Raw genomic sequence first — 22,080 nt, 5'->3', positions numbered from 1 at the left:
GGCGTCGTGGGGGTCATGGGCGCCTATTTTGCGGCCGGGGGACAATGCGTGCCTCGCGCATCCACCACCCACTTCGCTCCCCGGGAGCCGCCTGTTTTGGACACTCTTCGCACCGATCTCTCCCGCTTCGACGCCGCCATCGTCGACCTCGACGGCACCATGGTCGACACGCTCGGCGACTTTGCCGAAGCCCTGAACCGCATGCTGCGCGACCTCGAGCTGCCGCCGGTGGCGCCCGCCGCCATCGAGCGCATGGTGGGCAAGGGCTCGGAGCACCTGATCCTGTCGGCGCTGGCGCACGTGGGTGCACCGGCCCCGGCGGCGCTGTTCGATCGCGCGTGGGAGCGCTACCAGCACCACTACCTCGAGATCAACGGCCGGTATTCGTCCGCCTACCCCGGCGTGGTCGAGGGCCTGAAGGCGCTGCGCGCGCGCGGGCTGCGACTGGCCTGCCTCACGAACAAGCCGACCTCCTTCGCCAAGCCGCTGCTGGCCGCGAAGGGGCTCGACGGCTTCTTCGAGCAGGTGTTCGGCGGCGACGCCTTCGAGCGCAAGAAGCCCGATCCGCTGCCGCTGCTGAAGACCTGCGAGGCGCTGGGCACGGTGCCCGCGCGCACGCTGATGGTGGGCGATTCGAGCAACGACGCGCGTGCCGCGCGCGCCGCCGGCTGCCCCGTGGTGCTCGTGACCTACGGCTACAACCACGGCGAGCCGGTGCGCGGCGTGGATGCGGACGGCTTCGTGGAATCGCTGGCCGACCTCGCGGCGGCCTGACGGGCCGCCCGGCTACTTACTGCTTGCCGAGCAGCGCGTCCTTCAGCTTCCAGTCGGCCGGGTTCGGGCCGAGCCAGATGCGCATCAGCGCATTGAAGAACGCCACTTCCTTCACCGGGTCGGGCTGCGGCACGCCGCGCACCGTGATCAGCGTGCCCGTACCGGGCACCCAGTCGATGGTGAAGGTGTCGCCGGCCTTGAGCTGTTTCTGGTCCGCGAACATCTGGCCCATGCGCAACAGGCCGGGGATCAGGTTGACCATCTCGCTCTTGGGCGAGTTGTCTTCCACGCCCTTGACGAAGAGCTTGCCGAGCTCGTTGGCGTCGATGTCGCGCAGCATCGTGATCGCCACGCGCTTGGGGCCCGGCACGGCCAGCGCCTCTTCGGTGGTCGAGGCCTTCTTGCCCAGGTACAGGCCGGCCGTGTAGACCTTGATGATGGTCTTGTAGCGGATGCCCGCGCCGTTGAGCACCAGCGGGGCGCCGCGCAGGTCCATCTGGTCGTCGAGCTTGACGCCCGCCACCTCGACCTGCGCCGCGAAGGCACTGCCGCAGAGCGCGGCCGACAGGACAGCGAGCGCCGCGAGGCGGGAGAACACGGCCGGGAGCAGGGGTGCGAGCAAGTGAGTCTCCTTGAATTTGCGAACGGTCGTGCGAATGTATCTTTTCGTTTTATCCGAGAGGCTCCGGGGGAACCCTGAAGCCTGCGGTTGCACAAGGCCTCGTTTTCGTGGGCTAAACTCGGCGCTCCATGTTCGTTCATCACATCATTCAAACAGGTGAAGGCAGCCGGGGAGCCTGGCCCTGGCGTCGCCATACATCGCTGACTGTTTGATTGCGCGGCGCACGCCGTGCGCCCGCGGTTCCGAGCCGGCACGCATGCCGGCACCGGGCCACTCTCGTGAATGACCTTGCCACCGGCCAAAGGAGCGTCGGCAGGCAACTGGAGAACGATCCGTGATCACCGAACTTGAATTCAAGAGCCTCAGCGCCCAGGGCTACAACCGCATCCCGCTGATGGCCGAGGCCTTTGCCGACCTCGAAACGCCGCTTTCCCTCTATCTGAAACTCGCCCATTCGCAGGGCGGCGGCAAGCACAGCTTCCTGCTCGAATCGGTCGTGGGTGGCGAGCGCTTCGGGCGCTACAGCTTCATCGGCCTGCCGGCGCGCACCTTGTTGCGTGCCTCGGGCTTCGGCGACGAGGCCGTCACCGAAGTCGTGACCGACGGCCAGGTCGTCGAGACCGCCAAGGGCAACCCGTTGGACTTCGTGGCCGACTACCAGAAGCGCTTCAAGGTCGCGCTGCGGCCCGGCCTGCCGCGCTTCTGTGGCGGCCTGGCCGGCTACTTCGGCTACGACACCGTGCGCCACATCGAGCGCAAGCTCGAAAAGAGCTGCCCGCCCGACGCGCTGGGCTGCCCCGACATCCTGCTGCTGCAGTGCGAAGAACTCGCGGTCATCGACAACCTGTCGGGCAAGCTGTACCTCATCGTCTACGCCGACCCGAAGCAGCCCGAGGCCTACGCCGTGGGCAAGCGCCGCCTGCGCGAGCTGAAGGACAAGCTCAAGTACTCGGTGAGTGCGCCCGTCGTGAAGCCCACGCAGGCGCATCCGCCCGAGCGCAGCTTCGCCAAGGCCGACTACCTCGCGGCCGTGGAGCGTGCCAAGGAGATGATCGCCGCCGGCGACTTCATGCAGGTGCAGGTGGGCCAGCGCATCAGCAAGCGCTACACCGAGTCGCCGCTGTCGCTGTACCGCGCGCTGCGTTCGCTGAACCCGTCGCCCTACATGTACTACTACAACCTGGGCGACTTCCACGTGGTGGGCGCCTCGCCCGAGATCCTGGTGCGCCAGGAGAACACGGGCGACGGCGAGCAGAAGATCACCATCCGCCCGCTGGCCGGCACGCGCCCGCGCGGCGCGTCGATCGAGCTCGACAAGGCGGCCGAGGTGGAACTCATCAACGACCCGAAGGAGCGCGCCGAGCACGTGATGCTGATCGACCTGGCGCGCAACGACATCGGCCGCATCGCCAAGACCGGCACCGTGAAGGTGACCGAGGCCTTCGCGGTGGAGCGCTATAGCCACGTGATGCACATCGTGAGCAACGTCGAAGGCACGCTGAAGGACGGCATGACCGCCATCGACGTGCTCAAGGCCACGTTCCCCGCCGGCACGCTGACCGGAGCGCCCAAGGTGCATGCGATGGAACTCATCGACCAGCTGGAGCCCACCAAGCGCGGCCTCTACGGCGGCGCCTGCGGCTACATCAGCTACGCGGGCGACATGGACGTGGCCATCGCGATCCGCACCGGCATCGTCAAGGACCAGATGCTGCACGTGCAGGCTGCGGCCGGCGTGGTCGCCGACTCGGTGCCCGAGCTGGAGTGGAAGGAAACAGAAGCCAAGGCGCGCGCACTCCTGCGCGCCGCCGAACTGGTCGAGGAAGGCCTGGAATGAGCGCAGCGCCGGGCCGCCCCAAGCAAGCTCGCACCGCAGTGCGCAGCACGGAGGTAATACGATGAATTCCGCACCGGACATCCAGAACGACTTCTCGCACGAGATCATCGGTGCCGCCGTCGAGGTGCAGCGCGTGCTCGGCACGGGGCTCGACGAGGGCGCCTACGCTGCAGCACTGGCCATCGAACTCGCCGAACGCGAGATAGGCTTCACGCGCGACGTGGCGCTGTCGGCCAGCTACAAGGGCCGGTCGCTCGGCGAGGTGTACCGCGCGGGCTTCGTGATCGAGCAGTCGGTCATCGTCGAGCTGCGCGCCGTCGATGTGCTGACCGACCTGCACCGCGCGCAGGTGCTCGCCGCACTGCGCCTGTCGGGCCTCAAGCTGGGCCTCCTGATCAACTTCAACGTGTTCCCCGTCGTCAAGGGCGTGCACCGGATTGTGAGCAAGCCATGAAACTGCTGATGATCGACAACTACGATTCGTTCACCTACAACATCGTCCAGTACTTCGGCGAGCTGGGAGCGGACGTGCAGGTGCACCGCAACGACGAGATCACCCTCGAGCAGATCGGCGCGCTGATCGCCTCGGGCGTGACGCGGCTGGTGGTGTCGCCGGGGCCGTGTTCGCCGGCCGAGGCGGGCGTGTCGGTGGCGGCCATCGAGGCCTTCGCGGGCAAGCTGCCCATTCTGGGCGTGTGCCTGGGCCACCAGGCCATCGGCGCGGCCTTCGGCGGCAAGATCGTGCGCGCGCAGCAGCTCATGCACGGCAAGACCAGCGAGATCACGACCACGCAAGAGGGCGTGTTCGCGGGGCTGCCGCAGAAGTTCATCGTCAACCGCTACCACTCGCTCTCGATCGAGCGCGAGAGCTGCCCGAAGGAACTGGCTGTCACCGCCTGGACCGACGACGGCGAGATCATGGGCGTGCGGCACACCGGCTTTGCGCACGACGTGCGCATCGAAGGCGTGCAGTTCCATCCCGAATCGATCCTCACCGAGCACGGCCACGCCATGCTTAAGAACTTTCTGGACTGACCCACCATGACCGAACGCACTCCCATCGTCGACCTGCGCAGCGACACCGTCACGCAGCCCACGCCCGCGATGCGCGAGGCCATGGCGGCTGCGCCGCTGGGCGACGACGTCTTCGGCACCGACCCGAGCGTCAATGCGCTGCAGGAGAAGATCGCCGCGCTGCTGGGCTTCGAGGCGGCGCTGTTCGTGCCTACCGGCACGCAGAGCAACCTGTGCGCGATCCTGTCGCACTGCGGCCGCGGCGACGAGTACATCGTCGGCCAGCAGGCGCATGCCTACCGCTGGGAAGGCGGCGGCGCCGCGGTGTTCGGTAGCGTGCAGCCGCAGCCGCTGGACCACGCACCCGACGGCACGCTGCCGCTCGCGCAGATCGAGGCGGCCATCAAGCCCGATGACGCGCACTTTGCGCGCACGAAGCTGCTGGCGCTGGAGAACACGCTGGGCGGCAAGCTGCTGCCCTTCGAGTACGTGCAGGCCGCGACCGACCTGGCGAAAAGCAAGGGGCTGCAGCGGCACCTGGATGGCGCGCGGCTTTTCAATGCCGCCACCGCACAGGCTGCGCTGAACAAGCGAACCGACATCCGCGCCGAAGCCCGCCGTATCGCGCAGTGCTTCGACAGCGTGTCGGTGTGCTTCAGCAAGGGCCTGGGCGCACCCATCGGCTCGACGCTGGTCGGTTCGCGCGAGTTCATCGCGCGCGCCCACCGCATCCGCAAGATGGCGGGCGGCGGCATGCGGCAGGCCGGCCTGCTGGCGGCGGCGGCCTCGCATGCGCTCGACCACCACATCGACCGCCTGGCGGACGACCATGCGCTGGCGCAGCGCCTCGCACAGGGGCTCGAGGGCATCGACGGCCTGAAGGTCGAGGCGCCGCACACGAACATCGTGTTCGTCGATCTCACGGGGGCGGCGCAGGCGCGTTCCGCGGAACTGCTCGCCAGCCTCAACCAGCGGGGCATCCTCGCGACCGGGCTGTACCGCCTGCGCTTCGTGACGCACCTGGATGTCGATGCCGCGGGCGTCGACCGCGCCGTCGCGGCGATCCGCGGCTTCTTCAAGGCTTGAGGCCTGCCGATACGCACACACCGAGGAGACTCTTCATGATCACCCCCCAGGAAGCGCTGCAGCGCACCATCGAACACCGCGAAGTCTTCCACGACGAGATGCTGCACATCGTGCGGCTCATCATGAGCGGCGAGTGTTCGCCCGTGATGATGGCCGCGCTGATCACCGGCCTGCGCGTGAAGAAGGAAACCATCGGCGAAATCACCGCCGCCGCGCAGGTGATGCGCGAGGTGTCGACCAAGGTGCCCGTGGCCGACACCACGAACCTCGTGGACATCGTCGGCACCGGCGGCGACGGCTCGCACACCTTCAACATCTCGACCTGCTCGATGTTCGTCGCGGCCGCGGCCGGCGCCAAGGTGAGCAAGCATGGCGGGCGCAGCGTGTCGAGCAAGTCGGGCAGTGCCGACGTGCTGGAGTCGCTGGGCGTCAACATCAACCTCAAGCCCGAGCAGATCGCGCAGTGCATCGCGCAGGTCGGCATCGGCTTCATGTTCGCGCCGAACCACCATCCCGCGATGAAGAACGTCGCGCCGGTGCGCAAGGAGCTCGGCATCAAGACGATCTTCAACATCCTCGGCCCGCTGACCAACCCGGCCGGCGCACCGAACATCCTGATGGGCGTGTTTCACCCCGACCTCGTGGGCATCCAGGTGCGTGCGCTGCAACGCCTCGGCGCCGAGCATGCGCTGGTGGTCTACGGCCGCGACGGCATGGACGAGATCTCACTGGGCGCTGCCACCATGATCGGCGAGCTCAAGGACGGCGAAATCCGCGAGTACGAACTGCACCCGGAAGATTTCGGCTTCCAGATGGCGAGCAACCGTTCGCTGCGCGTCGAGACGCCCGAGCAGTCGAAGGCCATGCTGATCGGCGTGCTGGACAACCAGGCCGGTCCGGCGCTGGACATCGTGCTCCTCAACGCGGGCGCGGCGCTGTACGCAGCCAACGTGGTCGACTCGGTGCCGGCGGGCGTGGAGCGCTCGCGCCAGGCCATCGCGTCGGGTGCGGCCAGGGCCAAGCTCGACGAGCTGGTCAAGGCCTCCACCTCCTTCTGAGAATCAGGCCGTCGTGCCACCGAAAGCAGAGCAAGCCATGTCAGACATTCTCGACAAGATCGTCGCCGTCAAACACCAGGAAGTCGCCGCTGCACTGAAGCGTGCCCCGCTCGAAGCCGTGCGCTTCGACGCCGAAAGCCGCGTGCTCACGCGCGACTTCGAGGCCGCCTTGCGCGCCAAGATCGCGGCCGGCCAGGCGGCGGTGATCGCCGAGGTCAAGAAGGCCAGCCCGAGCAAGGGCGTGCTGCGCGAAGACTTCATTCCGGCCGACATCGCGCAAAGCTATGCCGAGGGCGACGGCGTGGTGAGCGCGGCCTGCCTCTCGGTGCTGACCGACAAGCAGTTCTTCCAGGGCGGCGTCGACTACCTGAAGCAGGCGCGCGCCTCGTGCGACCTGCCCGTGCTGCGCAAGGATTTCATCGTCGACGCCTACCAGGTGTACGAGTCGCGCGCGATGGGCGCCGACGCGATCCTGCTGATCGCCGCCTGCCTCGACGACGCGCAGATCAAGGACTACGAGGCCATCGCGCGCGGGCTGGGCATGGCGGTGCTGGTCGAGGTGCACGACGCGGGCGAGCTCGATCGCGCGCTGAAGCTCAAGACACCGCTCATCGGCGTCAACAACCGCAACCTGCGCAACTTCGAGGTGTCGATCCAGGCCACCATCGATTTGCTGCCGAAGCTGCCGGCCGATCGCCTGCCGGTGACCGAATCGGGCATCGCCACGCGCGAGGACGTCGCCACGCTGCGCGGCGCGGGCGTCAACGCCTTCCTCGTCGGCGAAGCCTTCATGCGCGCCAAGGAACCCGGCGAGGCACTCGCCGCATTGTTCAAATGACGCGGCCGGACCAGCTGTCGAGCAGCGATCCTGCCGACTGGCCGGTGGCACCGGGCTGGCAGCCGCTGGTCGACGAGTTCTTTGCCGGCGCGGTCGGCCAGAAGCTGCAGGGTTTCCTGCGCGAGCGCCTCGACGCGGGGGCGGTGATCTTTCCGCCGCAGCCGCTGCGGGCGCTGGAACTCACGCCGCCGGAAGACGTGCGGGTGGTGATCCTGGGCCAGGACCCATACCACGGGCGCGGGCAGGCCGAGGGGCTGGCCTTCTCGGTGGCGTCGGGCGTGGCGCTGCCGCCGTCGCTGCGCAACATCTTCAAGGAGCTCCAGCGCGACCTGGGCACGCCGCCGCCGGCGTTTCCGAACCCGGGCGGCAGTCTTGTGAAATGGGCGACGCACGGCGTGCTGCTGCTCAACACCTGTCTGACGGTCGAGGAAGCCCAGCCGGCCAGCCATGCAGGCCGCGGCTGGGAGGTGCTGACCGACGCCGTGATTCGCCATGTGGCGCAGGGCGAGCGACCTGTTGTTTTTATGCTATGGGGCTCGCACGCGCAAAGTAAGCGTGCGTTGATCGACGTTGGGCGCCATAAGGTGCTGATGTCGAATCATCCCTCGCCGCTTTCTGCGCTCCGGCCGCCGGTTCCGTTCATCGGCTGCGGTCATTTTGGTCAAGCCCGTGCATGGCGTGAGGCGCAGCAGTCGGGAGGCTCCGAACTTCGCTCATAATCAGAGGCTTCACACCTCGAGCAGGTTTCCACGCTTCATCTTTTGCTGGGAATCCTGTGTAGTCACAAAATCGTGCTATATTTCGAGGTTCGCCGGAGAGGTGGCCGAGTGGTTAATGGCAGCAGACTGTAAATCTGCCCTCTTACGAGTACGCTGGTTCGAATCCAGCCCTCTCCACCAGCGATGAATTTGGTTTCTAAGAGCGATTGGATCTAGCGCTTTGGGTGCCTTGAAGTGCCCCCGATGCGGGAGTAGTTCAATGGTAGAACCCCAGCCTTCCAAGCTGATGACGCGGGTTCGATTCCCGTCTCCCGCTCCAGAGACCCGGTTCGGCGCCGGAAGCGATTTGGTTAGAACAAAAGCCCTTTTGGCTCAGTGGTAGAGCACTCCCTTGGTAAGGGAGAGGTCGCGGGTCCGATTCCCGCAAAGGGCACCAGTTTTCTGGGGTTGCAACGACAGGCTTGCGACCCATCTGCATGCGTTGAAATCGTTTTTTTCGGAGTCGAAAAATGGCAAAAGGTAAATTCACCCGCACCAAGCCGCACGTGAACGTGGGCACGATCGGTCACGTTGACCACGGCAAGACCACGCTGACGGCTGCGATCGCCACCGTGCTGTCGGCCAAGTTCGGCGGCGAAGCCAAGGCTTACGACCAGATCGACGCAGCGCCTGAAGAAAAGGCTCGCGGCATTACGATCAATACCGCGCACGTCGAGTACGAAACGGCCAACCGCCACTACGCACACGTCGACTGCCCCGGCCACGCCGACTACGTGAAGAACATGATCACCGGCGCTGCCCAGATGGACGGCGCCATCCTGGTGTGCTCGGCCGCTGACGGCCCGATGCCCCAGACCCGTGAACACATCCTGCTGGCTCGCCAGGTGGGCGTGGGCTACATCATCGTGTTCCTGAACAAGTGCGACATGGTCGACGACAAGGAACTGCTCGAGCTGGTCGAAATGGAAGTTCGCGAACTCCTCGACAAGTACGAATTCCCCGGCGACGACACCCCCATCATCCACGGCTCGGCCAAGCTCGCCCTGGAAGGCGACAAGGGTGACCTGGGTGAAGGCGCCATCATGAAGCTGGCAGAAGCCCTGGACACGTACATCCCCACGCCCGAGCGCGCTGTGGACGGCACGTTCCTGATGCCCGTGGAAGACGTGTTCTCGATCTCGGGTCGCGGCACCGTGGTGACCGGCGCTGTCGAGCGCGGCGTGATCAAGGTCGGCGAAGAAATCGAAATCGTCGGTATCCGCCCCACCGTCAAGACCACCTGCACCGGCGTGGAAATGTTCCGCAAGCTGCTGGACCAAGGTCAAGCTGGCGACAACGTCGGCGTGCTGCTGCGCGGCACGAAGCGCGAAGAAGTCGAACGCGGCCAAGTGCTGTGCAAGCCCGGCTCGATCAAGCCGCACGTGCACTTCACCGCCGAGGTGTATGTCCTGTCCAAGGACGAAGGCGGCCGTCACACGCCGTTCTTCAACAACTACCGTCCGCAGTTCTACTTCCGCACGACGGACGTGACCGGCGCGATCGAGCTGCCCGCGGACAAGGAAATGGTCATGCCTGGCGACAACGTCAGCATCACCGTGAAGCTGATCAACCCGATCGCGATGGAAGAAGGCCTGCGCTTCGCCATCCGTGAAGGCGGCCGTACCGTGGGTTCGGGCGTCGTGGCCAAGATCCTCGACATCTAAGTCGAGCGAAAAGAGTACCGGAGGGGTATAGCTCAATTGGCAGAGCGTCGGTCTCCAAAACCGAAGGTTGTAGGTTCGATTCCTACTGCCCCTGCCACCTAGGTGGCACCCCGACAAGCCCATCGCGATCCGATGGGCTTCGGCGTCTCAAGAGACGCATTGAATTGAAGGCCGCGAGGCCACAGGAAATCAGCCGACATGGCCACTTCTCAAATCGAAACCGTGAGCACGGGTGCCGACAAAGCCAAGCTGGCTGCGGCGGTGGTGCTGGCAGTGGGCGCCATCGTGGCGTTCTACCTGCTGTCGCGCCAAGGCTCGCTGGTGCAATGGGCTGCGCTGCTGGTCGGCCTGGCCGCGGCCGTGGGCGCCTTCGGCAGCTCCGAGAATGGCCGTCAGCTGTGGGCTTTCGGTCGTGACTCGTGGCGCGAGGTCAAGAAGGTCGTGTGGCCGACCCGCAAGGAATCGATGCAGATGACGGCCTATGTGTTCGCCTTTGTGGCGATCATGTCCGTCTTCCTCTGGCTCACCGACAAGACGCTCGAATGGGTGTTCTTTGACCTCATTCTGGGCTGGAGAAAATAATGACCGACGACGCAGTTGAAACCACGCAGAGCACGCCGGAAGAGGAGCAGAACCCTCTCCTGACCCCCGCTGCCAACCCTGATCTGCGTTGGTACGTGGTGCATGCCTACTCGGGCATGGAAAAGGCTGTCGAGCGCAACATCACCGAGCGCATCACCCGCGCCGGCATGCAGGACAAGTTCGGCCGCATCCTGGTTCCGACCGAAGAAGTGGTCGAGATCAAGAACGGCCAGAAGCGCACCACCGAGCGCCGTTTCTTCCCGGGCTACGTGCTGGTCGAAATGATCATGGACGACGAGAGCTGGCACCTGGTGAAGCACACCAACAAGGTGACGGGTTTCGTGGGCGGTGCCAAGAACCGTCCGGCCCCGATCTCGCAGAAAGAGGTCGAGGACATCGTCAACCAGATGCAGCAGGGCACCGAGAAGCCGCGCCACAAGGTCGAGTTCACCGTGGGTGAGTTCGTGCGCGTCAAGGAAGGCCCGTTCACCGACTTCAATGGCACGGTGGAAGACGTCAACTACGAGAAGAGCAAGGTCAGCGTGTCGGTCATGATTTTCGGCCGCGCCACCCCTGTGGAGCTCGAATTCGGTCAGGTCGAGAAGACCTGATCCCATGGCCTGCCTTCGGGCGGGCCTGCCAGTTTCCGGCTGCGCGTTGTCCGACTCGGCGCGCGGTCTTGATCGAAGAGTCGTTTAACCCCGGGGAGCCGCGGCGAGAGCCAAGGCGATATCACCCGCAAGGAGCAAAGCATGGCGAAAAAAATCGTCGGCTTCATCAAGCTGCAAGTGCCAGCTGGTAAGGCCAACCCGTCCCCGCCGATCGGTCCCGCACTGGGTCAGCGCGGTCTGAACATCATGGAGTTCTGCAAGGCGTTCAACGCGCAAACCCAAGGCGTCGAGCCGGGTCTGCCGCTGCCGGTGGTCATCACCGCGTTCGCTGACAAGAGCTTCACCTTCATCATCAAGACGCCCCCGGCGATCACCTTGATCAAGAAGGCCATCAAGCTGGACAAGGGCTCGGCCCGTCCGCACACCGACAAGGTCGGCAAGATCACGCGCGCTCAGCTCGAAGAAATCGCCAAGGCCAAGATGAAGGACCTGACTGCCGCCGACCTCGACGCAGCAGTTCGCACCATCGCCGGCTCGGCCCGCTCGATGGGCGTGAATGTGGAGGGCGTGTAAATGTCCAAGATCACCAAGAAGCAAAAGTCGCTGCAAGGCAAGGTCGACAGCAACAAGCTGTACCCCCTGGCTGACGCCATCGTCATCGTCAAGGATGCCGCCACCGCCAAGTTCGACGAATCGATCGACGTGGCCGTGCAACTGGGCATCGACGCGAAGAAGTCGGACCAGGTGGTTCGCGGTGCTGTCGTGCTGCCGAACGGCACCGGCAAGACCAAGCGCGTCGCCGTGTTCGCCCAAGGCGCCAAGGCTGAAGAAGCCAAGGCCGCCGGCGCCGACATCGTCGGCATGGACGACCTGGCTGCGATGGTCAAGGCTGGCGACATGCCTTTCGACGTCGTGATCGCTGCCCCCGATGCCATGCGCGTCGTCGGTACGCTCGGTCAGATCCTCGGCCCGCGTGGCCTGATGCCCAACCCCAAGGTTGGCACCGTGACGCCTGACGTCGCCACCGCTGTCAAGAACGCCAAGGCTGGCCAGGTCCAATTCCGCGTCGACAAGGCCGGCATCATCCACGGCACGATCGGCCGTCGCTCGTTCGACAACGACAAGCTGCAAGGCAACCTCGCTGCGCTGATCGACGCTCTGGTCAAGGCCAAGCCGGCGACCAGCAAGGGCGTGTACCTGCGCAAGGTGGCTGTGTCGTCGACGATGGGTCTGGGTGTCCGCGTGGACACGCAAACCATCTCGGCAAGCTAAAGAGATTGGCCCGATCCCGCAAGGAGAGGGCGAATGTGGTGGGTCGCGGCAGCTTCGGTTGCCGCGAGCCATCCAAGACCGCTGGTGTGCAGGGCGCTGCACTTAATGGCCGGATCGATCCTTCCGGTATCCAGCGCAGATGGCGACCCCACTGCAAGGAATTTGATTTTTGTTCCGAAACAGTTGGTCGCTGCATGAAGCGCGATCCGAGGCCCCGGCCGAAGGTCGCATTAAAAGGAGTAGACCTTGAGTCTGAATCGCAGTGAGAAAGAAGCGGTCATCAGTGATGTGACCAGCCTCGCCGCAAAAGCTCAAACGCTCGTGATGGCGGAATACCGTGGCATCACGGTGGCCGATATGACCAAACTGCGCAGCGAAGCGCGCAGCAACGGTGTGACCCTGAGTGTTCTGAAGAACACGCTGGCTCGCCGTGCTGTCGCTGGCAGCCCGTTTGAGATCGTCGGCGACCAGATGACCGGTCCGCTGATCTATGGCTTCTCCGAAGACGCTGTGGCTGCCGCAAAGGTGGTGGCCAATTTCGCGAAGACCAACGACAAGTTGGTGATTCGCGGTGGCGCATTCGGTGGCAAGGCCCTGGACGTCGAAGGCGTGAAGCAACTGGCCAACATCCCTTCCAAGGAAGTGCTGCTGGCGCAACTGCTGGGCTTGATGCAATCCCCGATCTCTCGTACCGCCCGCGTGCTCGCGGCGCTGGCCGAGAAGCGTGGTGGTGGCGAAGCTGCACCCGTCGCCGATGCACCGGCAGAAGAAGCGCAGGCCGCCTGAGCGCGCCCTCGTTTTTGAATATTCAACCCAATTGTTAGGAAACAAAAATGGCATTCGATAAAGACGCATTTCTGACCGCGCTCGACGCAATGACGGTCCTGGAACTCAACGACCTGGTGAAGGCCATCGAAGAGAAGTTTGGCGTGAGCGCCGCAGCCATGTCGGCACCCGCTGCCGGCGGTGGCGCTGCTGCTGCAGTCGCTGAAGAGCAAACCGAATTCAACGTCATGCTGATGGATGCTGGCGCGAACAAGGTGTCGGCGATCAAGGCCGTGCGCGAAATCACCGGCCTGGGCCTCAAGGAAGCCAAGGACCTGGTGGAAGCCGCTCCCAAGGCTGTCAAGGAAGGCCTGTCGAAGGCTGACGCTGAAGCCGCCAAGAAGAAGCTGGAAGATGCCGGCGCCAAGGTGGAACTGAAGTAATTCAGACCCCCTAGAGGGCTGGAGGTGCCTGAAAAGGCCCTCCAGCCTTTGCCGCTTTCAGAGCGCACCCAAAAGCCGGCTTGGCGCCGGTTTTCTCAGAGACCGAAAGGTCGATGAAAAAGCAAAAGCCAAGACGTTTTTGAGTGTCTTCTGAACCCGACTGCAGAAGACCCCTTGGTTCGGGCGATGTGCAATGCATCGCCGTCCGCCAACGGCTGGTAGTGGCCAGCCGCCAAGCAGTGGTGCCGTTCGCCCGGCACTGCTGACAAGTCGCTGAAGATCTCAAGCACCGGAGCTCTCATGGCCCAATCGTCCGCGTACAGTTACACCGAACGCAAGCGCATCCGAAAAAGTTTCGGTAACCGCGACAGCGTCGTCGAAATCCCTTACCTGCTGCAGATGCAGAAGGACGCGTACACCGCGTTCCTGCAAGCCGGCATCGCCCCCAAACAACGCACCGTCGAAGGCCTGCAGGCCGCGTTCGACGCCGCCTTCCCGATCGTCTCGCACAACGGTTTCGTCGAGATGAAGTTCCTCGAGTACAACCTGGCGAAGCCGGCGTTCGATGTGCGTGAGTGCCAGACCCGTGGTCTGACCTTCGCCTCGGCCGTGCGCGCCAAGGTGCAGCTCATCATCTATGACCGCGAGTCGTCGACCTCGCAGTCGAAGGTGGTCAAGGAAGTGAAGGAACAAGAGGTCTACATGGGCGAAGTGCCGCTCATGACCGACAAGGGTTCGTTCATCATCAACGGCACCGAGCGCGTGATCGTCTCGCAGCTGCACCGTTCGCCTGGCGTGTTCTTCGAACACGACAAGGGCAAGACGCACAGCTCGGGCAAGCTGCTGTTCTCGGCCCGCGTGATTCCCTACCGCGGTTCGTGGCTCGACTTCGAGTTCGACCCGAAGGACATGCTGTACTTCCGCGTGGACCGTCGCCGCAAGATGCCGGTCACGATCCTGCTGAAGGCCATCGGCCTGAACCCGGAATCGATCCTCGCGAACTTCTTCGTGAACGACAACTTCCGCCTGATGGACAGCGGCGCGCAGATGGAGTTCGTCTCCGAGCGCCTGCGCGGCGAAGTCGCGCGCTTCGACATCACCGACAAGTCGGGCAAGGTCGTGGTCGCCAAGGACAAGCGCGTCACCGCGCGCCACACGCGTGAGCTCGAGCAGGGCGGCACCACGCACATCAGCGTGCCGGAAGACTTCCTGGTCGGCCGCGTCATCGCTCGCAACATCGTCGACGCCGACTCCGGCGAAATCCTGGCCAAGGCCAACGACGAGCTGACCGAAGCGCTGCTCAAGAAGCTGCGCACGGCTGGCGTGCAGGACATCCAGGTCATCTACACGAACGAACTGGACCAGGGCGCGTACATCTCGCAAACGCTGCGCATCGACGAAACGGTGGACGAGTTCGCCGCGCGCGTGGCCATCTACCGCATGATGCGCCCCGGCGAGCCGCCGACGGAAGACGCGGTGCAGGCCCTGTTCCAGCGCCTGTTCTACAACCCGGACACGTACGACCTGTCGCGCGTGGGCCGCATGAAGTTCAACGCCAAGGTCGGCCGCGACGAATCGACCGGCCCGATGGTGCTGACCAACGAAGACATCCTGGCCGTCGTCAAGATCCTCGTGGACCTGCGCAACGGCAACGGCGAAGTCGACGACATCGACCACCTGGGCAACCGCCGCGTGCGTTGCGTCGGCGAACTGGCCGAAAACCAGTACCGCACCGGCCTGGCGCGTATCGAGAAGGCCGTGAAGGAACGTCTGGGTCAGGCCGAGCAAGAGCCGCTGATGCCGCACGACCTGATCAACAGCAAGCCGATCTCGGCCGCGCTGAAGGAATTCTTCGGTGCGTCGCAGCTGTCGCAGTTCATGGACCAGACGAACCCGCTGTCCGAAATCACCCACAAGCGCCGCGTGTCGGCCCTTGGCCCGGGTGGTCTGACGCGTGAACGTGCAGGCTTCGAAGTGCGCGACGTGCACGTGACCCATTACGGCCGCGTGTGCCCGATCGAAACGCCTGAAGGCCCGAACATCGGCCTGATCAACTCGCTGGCCCTGTACGCCCGCCTGAACGAGTACGGCTTCATCGAGACGCCGTACCGCCGCGTGGTCGACAGCAAGGTCACGATGGACATCGACTACCTGTCGGCCATCGAAGAAGGCAAGTACGTCATCGCCCAGGCCAACGCGGTCCTGGACAAGGACGGCAAGCTGACCGGCGACCTGGTCTCCGCGCGTGAAGCCGGCGAATCGATCCTGGTCGGTGCCGAGCGCATCCAGTACATGGACGTGTCGCCCGCGCAGATCGTGTCGGTGGCTGCCTCGCTCGTGCCGTTCCTGGAGCACGACGACGCGAACCGCGCGTTGATGGGCGCCAACATGCAGCGTCAGGCCGTGCCTGTGCTGCGTCCCGAAAAGCCGATGGTCGGTACCGGCATCGAGCGCGTTTCCGCGGTCGACTCGGGCACCGTGGTCACGGCCACCCGCGGCGGTATCGTCGACTACGTCGATGCGACCCGTGTCGTGGTGCGCGTGAACGACGCCGAAGCGGCTGCCGGTGAAGTCGGTGTGGACATCTACAACCTGATCAAGTATCAGCGTTCGAACCAGAACACCAACATCCACCAGCGTCCCATCGTCAAGCGCGGCGACAAGATCGCCAAGGGCGACGTGGTGGCCGACGGCGCATCGACCGACCTCGGCGAACTGGCCCTGGGCCAGAACATGCTGATCGCGTTCATGCCCTGGAACGGCTACAACTTCGAAGACTCGATCCTGATCTCGGAACGCGTCGTCGCCGAAGACCGCTACACCTCGATCCACATCGAGGAACTGGTGGTGATGGCTCGCGACACGAAGCTGGGCGCCGAAGAAATCACGCGCGACATCCCGAACCTGGCCGAGCAGCAGCTCAACCGCCTCGACGAATCCGGCATCATCTATGTCGGTGCCGAAGTGCAGCCGGGCGACACGCTGGTGGGCAAGGTCACGCCGAAGGGCGAGACCACGCTGACGCCGGAAGAGAAGCTGCTTCGCGCCATCTTCGGCGAGAAGGCTTCCGACGTGAAGGACACCTCGCTGCGCGTGGACCAGGGCTCGCAAGGCACCGTGATCGACGTGCAGGTGTTCACCCGCGAAGGCATCCAGCGCGACAAGCGCGCCCAGCAGATCATCGACGATGAGCTCAAGCGCTTCCGCCTCGACCTGAACGACCAGCTGCGCATCGTCGAAGCCGACGCGTTCGACCGTATCGAGAAGCTCTTGACCGGCAAGGTCGCCAACGGCGGCCCGAACAAGCTGGCCAAGGGCACCAAGCTCGACAAGGCCTACCTGTCGTCGGTCGAGAAGTTCCACTGGTTCGACATCCGCCCGGCGGAAGACGACGTGGCCTCGCAACTCGAGTCGATCAAGAACTCGCTCGAGCAGACGCGCCACAGCTTCGACCTCGCGTTCGAAGAAAAGCGCAAGAAGCTCACGCAGGGCGACGAGCTGCCCGCGGGCGTGCTCAAGATGGTCAAGGTCTACCTGGCCGTCAAGCGCCGCCTGCAACCCGGCGACAAGATGGCCGGCCGTCACGGCAACAAGGGTGTGGTGTCCAAGATCGTTCCGGTCGAAGACATGCCCCACATGGCCGACGGCACGCCGTGCGACATCTGCCTGAACCCGCTGGGCGTGCCTTCGCGGATGAACGTGGGTCAGGTGCTCGAAGTGCATCTGGGCTGGGCCGGCAAGGGCATCGGCCAGCGCATCGGTGACCTGCTGCAGCAAGAGGCCAAGGTGGCCGAGCTGCGCAAGTTCATGGAGCAGCTGTACAACGGCTCCGGCCGCAAGGAAGAGCTCGACCAGCTGAGCGACACCGAGCTGCTCGCCATGGCGGCCAACCTGCAAAGCGGCGCGACCTTCGCGACGCCGGTGTTCGACGGCGCCTCGGAAGAAGAAATCCGCGGCATGCTCAAGCTCGCCTACCCGGACGACATCGCCAAGCTCAAGGGCCTGACCGAGACGCGCACGCAGGCTTACCTGTACGACGGCCGCACTGGCGACCAGTTCGAGCGTCCCGTCACCGTCGGCTACATGCACTTCTTGAAGCTGCACCACTTGGTGGACGACAAGATGCACGCCCGTTCGACCGGCCCGTACTCGCTCGTCACGCAGCAACCGCTGGGCGGCAAGGCGCAGTTCGGCGGCCAGCGTTTCGGTGAAATGGAAGTGTGGGCGCTGGAAGCTTACGGCGCCGCCTACGTCCTGCAGGAAATGCTGACCGTGAAGTCCGACGACGTGCAAGGCCGTACCAAGGTGTACGAAAGCATCGTCAAGGGCGAGCACTCGATCGAAGCCGGCATGCCGGAATCGTTCAACGTGCTGGTCAAGGAAATTCGTTCGCTGGGTCTCGACATCGAGCTCGAGCGTTCCTAAGTTGAAAAGGGAAAGAGTCTTATGAAATCGCTACTCGACCTGTTCAAGCAATTCACGCCCGATGAGCATTTCGATGCCATCAAGATCGGCATGGCTTCGCCCGAGAAGATCCGTTCGTGGTCTTTCGGCGAGGTGAAGAAGCCTGAGACGATCAACTACCGCACGTTCAAGCCCGAGCGCGACGGTCTGTTTTGCGCCAAGATCTTCGGCCCCATCAAGGACTACGAGTGCCTGTGCGGCAAGTACAAGCGCCTGAAGCACCGCGGCGTGATCTGCGAGAAGTGCGGCGTTGAAGTCACGCAGACCAAGGTGCGTCGCGAGCGCATGGGTCACATCGACCTGGCCGCGCCCTGCGCCCACATCTGGTTCCTGAAGTCGCTGCCGTCGCGTCTGGGCCTCGTGCTCGACATGACGCTGCGCGACATCGAACGCGTGCTGTATTTCGAAGCGTACGTGATCACCGACCCCGGCATGACCCCGCTGAAGAAGTTCGGCATCATGTCCGAGGACGACTACGACGCCAAGCGCAAGGAATACGGTGACGAGTTCATCGCCAAGATGGGCGCCGAAGGCATCAAGGACCTGCTCGAAGGCATCGAACTCGACAGCGAGATCGAACGCCTGCGCGGCGACCTGACCGGCTCCGAAGTCAAGGTCAAGAAGAACTCCAAGCGCCTGAAGGTGCTCGAGGCCTTCCGCAAGTCGGGCATCAAGCCCCAGTGGATGGTGCTCGAAGTGCTGCCCGTGCTGCCGCCGGACCTGCGTCCGCTGGTGCCGCTGGACGGCGGCCGCTTCGCGACCTCCGACCTGAACGACCTGTACCGCCGCGTCATCAACCGCAATTCGCGTCTGCGCCGCCTGCTGGAGCTGAAGGCTCCGGAAATCATCGCGCGCAACGAAAAGCGGATGCTGCAGGAAGCGGTCGACTCGCTGCTGGACAACGGCCGCCGTGGCAAGGCCATGACGGGCGCCAACAAGCGCGCGCTGAAGTCGCTGGCCGACATGATCAAGGGCAAGAGCGGTCGTTTCCGCCAGAACCTGCTGGGCAAGCGCGTGGACTACTCGGGCCGTTCGGTCATCGTGGTGGGCCCGACGCTCAAGCTGCACCAGTGCGGCCTGCCCAAGCTGATGGCGCTCGAGCTGTTCAAGCCCTTCATCTTCTCGCGCCTGGAAGCCATGGGCATCGCGACCACGATCAAGGCTGCCAAGAAGGAAGTCGAATCGGGCACGCCGGTGGTCTGGGACATCCTGGAAGAAGTGATCAAGGAACACCCGGTCATGCTGAACCGTGCACCTACGCTGCACCGTTTGGGCATCCAGGCGTTCGAGCCGATCCTGATCGAAGGCAAGGCCATCCAGCTGCACCCGCTCGTTTGCGCGGCCTTCAACGCCGACTTCGACGGCGACCAGATGGCTGTCCACGTGCCGCTGTCGGTGGAAGCGCAGATGGAAGCCCGCACGCTGATGCTGGCCTCCAACAACGTGCTGTTCCCGGCTTCGGGCGAACCGTCGATCGTTCCTTCGCAGGACGTGGTGCTGGGTCTGTACTACACGACCCGCGACCGCATCAACGGCAAGGGCGAGGGCCTGATCTTCTCCGACATCGGTGAAGTGCAGCGCGCGCTGGACGCCAACGAAGTCGAGCTCACCGCCAAGGTCGCGGTGCGTATCACGGAGTACACCAAGGACAAGGAAACCGGCGTGTTCACGCCGTCGACCTCGCTCGTGGACACCACCGTGGGCCGTGCCCTGCTGTCCGAGATCCTGCCCAAGGGCCTGCCGTTCTCGAACATCAACAAGGCGCTGAAGAAGAAGGAAATCTCCAAGCTCATCAACGTCTCGTTCCGCAAGTGCGGCCTGAAAGAGACCGTCGTGTTCGCCGACAAGCTGCTGCAAAACGGCTTCCGCCTGGCGACCAAGGCCGGCATCTCGATCGCGATCGACGACATGCTGGTGCCCGCTGAGAAGCACGGCATCATCGAGCGCTCGGCCAAGGAAGTGAAGGAGATCGAACAGCAGTACGTCTCCGGTCTCGTGACCTCCGGCGAGCGCTACAACAAGGTGGTGGACATCTGGGGCAAGGCCGGCGACGAAGTGTCGAAGGTCATGATGGCCAAGCTGTCCAAGCAGAAGGTCATCGACCGCCACGGCAAGGAAGTCGAGCAGGAGTCGTTCAACTCCATCTACATGATGGCCGACTCCGGCGCCCGCGGTTCCGCAGCGCAGATTCGCCAGGTGGCCGGTATGCGGGGCCTGATGGCCAAGCCGGACGGCTCGATCATCGAGACGCCCATTACCGCGAACTTCCGCGAAGGCCTGAACGTGTTGGAGTACTTCATCTCCACCCACGGTGCCCGTAAGGGTCTGGCCGACACGGCGCTGAAGACGGCGAACTCGGGTTACCTGACCCGTCGTCTGGTCGACGTGACGCAAGACCTGGTCGTGACCGAGCAGGACTGCGGCACGCACGGCGGCTACCTGATGCGCGCCATCGTCGAAGGCGGTGAAGTGATCGAGTCGCTGCGCGACCGAATCCTCGGCCGCTCGGCGGCGGACGACGTGCTGCACCCGGAAAACCGTTCGGTGCTGCTCAAGGCCGGCGAGATGTTCGACGAAGACAACATCGAAGCACTGGAAGCCCAGGGCGTCGACGAAGTCAAGGTTCGCACCGCGCTGACCTGCGAAACGCGTTTCGGCATCTGCGCGACCTGCTACGGCCGCGACCTGGGCCGCGGCGGCCTGATCAACATCGGCGAAGCCGTCGGTGTGATCGCTGCCCAGTCCATCGGCGAACCCGGCACGCAGCTGACGATGCGTACCTTCCACATCGGTGGTGCCGCTTCGCGCGCTGCCATCGCCTCGAGCGTGGAAGCCAAGTCGAACGGCTCGATCGGCTTCAACGCCACGATGCGCTACGTGACCAACAGCAAGGGCGAGCTGGTCGTGATTTCGCGTTCGGGCGAGATCGTCATCCATGACGAGCACGGCCGTGAGCGCGAGCGTCACAAGGTGCCGTACGGCGCCACGCTGACGGTCAAGGCCGACCAGCAGATCAAGGCCGGCCACGTGCTCGCCAACTGGGACCCGCTGACCCGCCCGATCATTACCGAGTTCGCCGGCAAGGCGCAGTTCGAGAACGTCGAGGAAGGCCTGACGGTCGCCAAGCAGGTGGACGAAGTGACCGGTCTGTCGACCCTGGTCGTGATCGACCCGAAGCGCCGCGGCGCTGCCAAGGTCGTGCGTCCGCAGGTCAAGCTGATCGACGCCCAAGGCCTGGAAGTGAAGATCCCCGGCACCGACCACTCGGTGACGATCGGCTTCCCGATTGGCGCCCTGGTGCAGATCCGCGACGGCCAGGACGTGGGCCCCGGCGAAGTGCTGGCACGCATCCCGGTCGAAGGTCAGAAGACCCGAGACATCACCGGCGGTCTGCCGCGCGTGGCCGAGCTGTTCGAAGCCCGTTCGCCGAAGGACAAGGGCATGCTGGCCGAAATGACCGGTACCGTGTCGTTCGGTAAAGAGACCAAGGGCAAGATTCGCCTGCAGATCACCGATCCCGAAGGCGGCGTCTACGAAGACCTCGTGCCGAAGGAAAAGAACATCCTGGTGCACGAAGGCCAGGTGGTGAACAAGGGCGAAAGCGTGGTCGACGGTCCGGCGGACCCGCAGGACATCCTGCGCCTGCTGGGTTCGGAAGAACTCGCGCGCTACATCGTGGACGAAGTGCAGGACGTGTACCGTTTGCAGGGTGTGAAGATCAACGACAAGCACATCGAGGTGATCGTTCGCCAGATGCTGCGCCGCGTCGTGGTCGACAACATCGGCGACACGAGCTACATCTCCGGCGAACAGGTCGAACGCAGCGAAATGCTCAACACCAACGACGCCCTGCGCGCCGAAGGCAAGATCCCCGCGACGTTCACCAACCTGCTGCTGGGTATCACGAAGGCGTCGCTGTCGACCGACTCGTTCATCTCGGCCGCTTCGTTCCAGGAAACGACGCGCGTGCTGACCGAAGCCGCGATCATGGGCAAGCGCGACGAGCTGCGTGGCCTGAAGGAAAACGTCATCGTCGGCCGCCTGATTCCCGCAGGCACCGGCATGGCCTACCACCAGGCCCGCAAGGTCAAGGACGCCATGGACGAGGCCGAGCGCCGCGCCATCGCCGAGTCGGAAGCTGCCGAACTGGCCGGCTCCGGCGACAGCGATGCAGCGACCAGCACGGTGGACGCCAACGAAGGCGCCGCGACCGAATAACTGGTTAGCATCACCGGCATGACCGGTTGCCCACGCCCTCCGACCGCTCCGGTCGGGGGGCGTTTTTCTTTGTG

The 22,080-nt window shown here is 64.4% G+C and carries 18 protein-coding genes and 4 tRNA genes; 21 read left to right on the top strand and 1 reads right to left on the bottom strand.

The genetic code is table 11. From position 1 onward, the window contains the following. The first annotated feature begins 96 nt into the window (after positions 1-96). Positions 97-774, top strand: coding sequence for a phosphoglycolate phosphatase (locus AC07XP_RS12110; RefSeq protein WP_495264798.1), 678 nt, complete (start codon positions 97-99; stop codon positions 772-774). Positions 775-790: 16 nt separating this feature from the next. On the opposite strand, the gene AC07XP_RS12105 is transcribed toward AC07XP_RS12110, so the two are convergent. After that, positions 791-1,396: a chalcone isomerase family protein gene (locus AC07XP_RS12105; RefSeq protein ID WP_095743420.1), complete on the bottom strand. Its 606-nt coding sequence runs from the start codon at positions 1,394-1,396 to the stop codon at positions 791-793. Between the two features lie 334 nt (positions 1,397-1,730). Between AC07XP_RS12105 and trpE the strand changes: the two genes are divergently transcribed. The 20 genes from trpE (at position 1,731) to rpoC (ending at position 22,006) form a co-directional block, all read left to right on the top strand. Next, complete coding sequence (gene trpE, locus AC07XP_RS12100) at positions 1,731-3,233, top strand: anthranilate synthase component I (RefSeq protein ID WP_056584602.1); 1,503 nt, start codon at positions 1,731-1,733, stop codon at positions 3,231-3,233. Between the two features lie 61 nt (positions 3,234-3,294). Then, positions 3,295-3,687: a GxxExxY protein gene (locus AC07XP_RS12095; protein WP_495264797.1), complete on the top strand. Its 393-nt coding sequence runs from the start codon at positions 3,295-3,297 to the stop codon at positions 3,685-3,687. Further along, positions 3,684-4,268 (top strand): aminodeoxychorismate/anthranilate synthase component II, encoded by a 585-nt coding sequence (locus AC07XP_RS12090; RefSeq protein WP_489062753.1) that lies wholly within the window; start codon positions 3,684-3,686, stop codon positions 4,266-4,268. The genes AC07XP_RS12095 and AC07XP_RS12090 overlap by 4 nt, the downstream gene beginning before the upstream one ends. 6 nt (positions 4,269-4,274) lie before the next feature. Then, positions 4,275-5,333 (top strand): low-specificity L-threonine aldolase, encoded by a 1,059-nt coding sequence (gene ltaE / locus AC07XP_RS12085; RefSeq protein WP_495264796.1) that lies wholly within the window; start codon positions 4,275-4,277, stop codon positions 5,331-5,333. Between the two features lie 35 nt (positions 5,334-5,368). Then, positions 5,369-6,391, top strand: a complete 1,023-nt coding sequence (trpD, locus tag AC07XP_RS12080) for an anthranilate phosphoribosyltransferase (protein WP_495264795.1) — start codon at positions 5,369-5,371, stop codon at positions 6,389-6,391. 37 nt (positions 6,392-6,428) lie between these two features. Further along, the gene (gene trpC / locus AC07XP_RS12075; protein ID WP_495264794.1) at positions 6,429-7,229 is read left to right on the top strand and encodes an indole-3-glycerol phosphate synthase TrpC; all 801 of its coding nucleotides are present in this window, start codon (positions 6,429-6,431) and stop codon (positions 7,227-7,229) included. Continuing rightward, the gene (locus AC07XP_RS12070; RefSeq protein WP_447740738.1) at positions 7,226-7,948 is read left to right on the top strand and encodes a uracil-DNA glycosylase; all 723 of its coding nucleotides are present in this window, start codon (positions 7,226-7,228) and stop codon (positions 7,946-7,948) included. The genes trpC and AC07XP_RS12070 overlap by 4 nt, the downstream gene beginning before the upstream one ends. A gap of 94 nt (positions 7,949-8,042) precedes the next feature. Beyond that, a tRNA-Tyr gene (locus AC07XP_RS12065) sits at positions 8,043-8,128 on the top strand. A gap of 65 nt (positions 8,129-8,193) precedes the next feature. Beyond that, positions 8,194-8,267 (top strand) — tRNA-Gly (locus AC07XP_RS12060). A gap of 42 nt (positions 8,268-8,309) precedes the next feature. Then, positions 8,310-8,384: transfer RNA gene (locus AC07XP_RS12055), tRNA-Thr, on the top strand. A 73-nt stretch (positions 8,385-8,457) separates the two neighbouring features. Then, on the top strand, positions 8,458-9,651 hold the full coding sequence (tuf, locus tag AC07XP_RS12050) for an elongation factor Tu (RefSeq protein ID WP_062478858.1): 1,194 nt from the start codon (positions 8,458-8,460) through the stop codon (positions 9,649-9,651). 21 nt (positions 9,652-9,672) lie between these two features. Further along, positions 9,673-9,748: transfer RNA gene (locus tag AC07XP_RS12045), tRNA-Trp, on the top strand. A gap of 101 nt (positions 9,749-9,849) precedes the next feature. Next, a complete protein-coding gene (secE, locus tag AC07XP_RS12040; RefSeq protein WP_062479313.1) occupies positions 9,850-10,233 on the top strand; it encodes a preprotein translocase subunit SecE in 384 nt (127 codons plus the stop codon). Then, positions 10,233-10,844, top strand: coding sequence for a transcription termination/antitermination protein NusG (nusG, locus tag AC07XP_RS12035; RefSeq protein WP_062479316.1), 612 nt, complete (start codon positions 10,233-10,235; stop codon positions 10,842-10,844). The genes secE and nusG overlap by 1 nt, the downstream gene beginning before the upstream one ends. A 141-nt stretch (positions 10,845-10,985) precedes the next feature. Continuing rightward, positions 10,986-11,417: a 50S ribosomal protein L11 gene (gene rplK, locus AC07XP_RS12030; protein ID WP_056584627.1), complete on the top strand. Its 432-nt coding sequence runs from the start codon at positions 10,986-10,988 to the stop codon at positions 11,415-11,417. Then, a complete protein-coding gene (gene rplA, locus AC07XP_RS12025; RefSeq protein WP_062479319.1) occupies positions 11,418-12,116 on the top strand; it encodes a 50S ribosomal protein L1 in 699 nt (232 codons plus the stop codon). It begins immediately after the preceding gene. Positions 12,117-12,362: 246 nt separating this feature from the next. Then, positions 12,363-12,902: a 50S ribosomal protein L10 gene (rplJ, locus tag AC07XP_RS12020; RefSeq protein WP_056584633.1), complete on the top strand. Its 540-nt coding sequence runs from the start codon at positions 12,363-12,365 to the stop codon at positions 12,900-12,902. Between the two features lie 47 nt (positions 12,903-12,949). Next, a complete protein-coding gene (gene rplL / locus AC07XP_RS12015; protein ID WP_070063901.1) occupies positions 12,950-13,324 on the top strand; it encodes a 50S ribosomal protein L7/L12 in 375 nt (124 codons plus the stop codon). 300 nt (positions 13,325-13,624) lie between these two features. Next, positions 13,625-17,749, top strand: a complete 4,125-nt coding sequence (rpoB, locus tag AC07XP_RS12010) for a DNA-directed RNA polymerase subunit beta (protein WP_369631092.1) — start codon at positions 13,625-13,627, stop codon at positions 17,747-17,749. 21 nt (positions 17,750-17,770) lie between these two features. Further along, positions 17,771-22,006: a DNA-directed RNA polymerase subunit beta' gene (gene rpoC, locus AC07XP_RS12005; protein WP_062479330.1), complete on the top strand. Its 4,236-nt coding sequence runs from the start codon at positions 17,771-17,773 to the stop codon at positions 22,004-22,006. The last annotated feature ends 74 nt before the right edge of the window (positions 22,007-22,080 follow it).

The sequence above is a fragment of the Variovorax sp. GW531-E2 genome (assembly GCF_059423125.1).
Note: the sequence above shows the minus strand (reverse complement) of the source record. Positions and strands in the feature narration are given on the sequence as shown.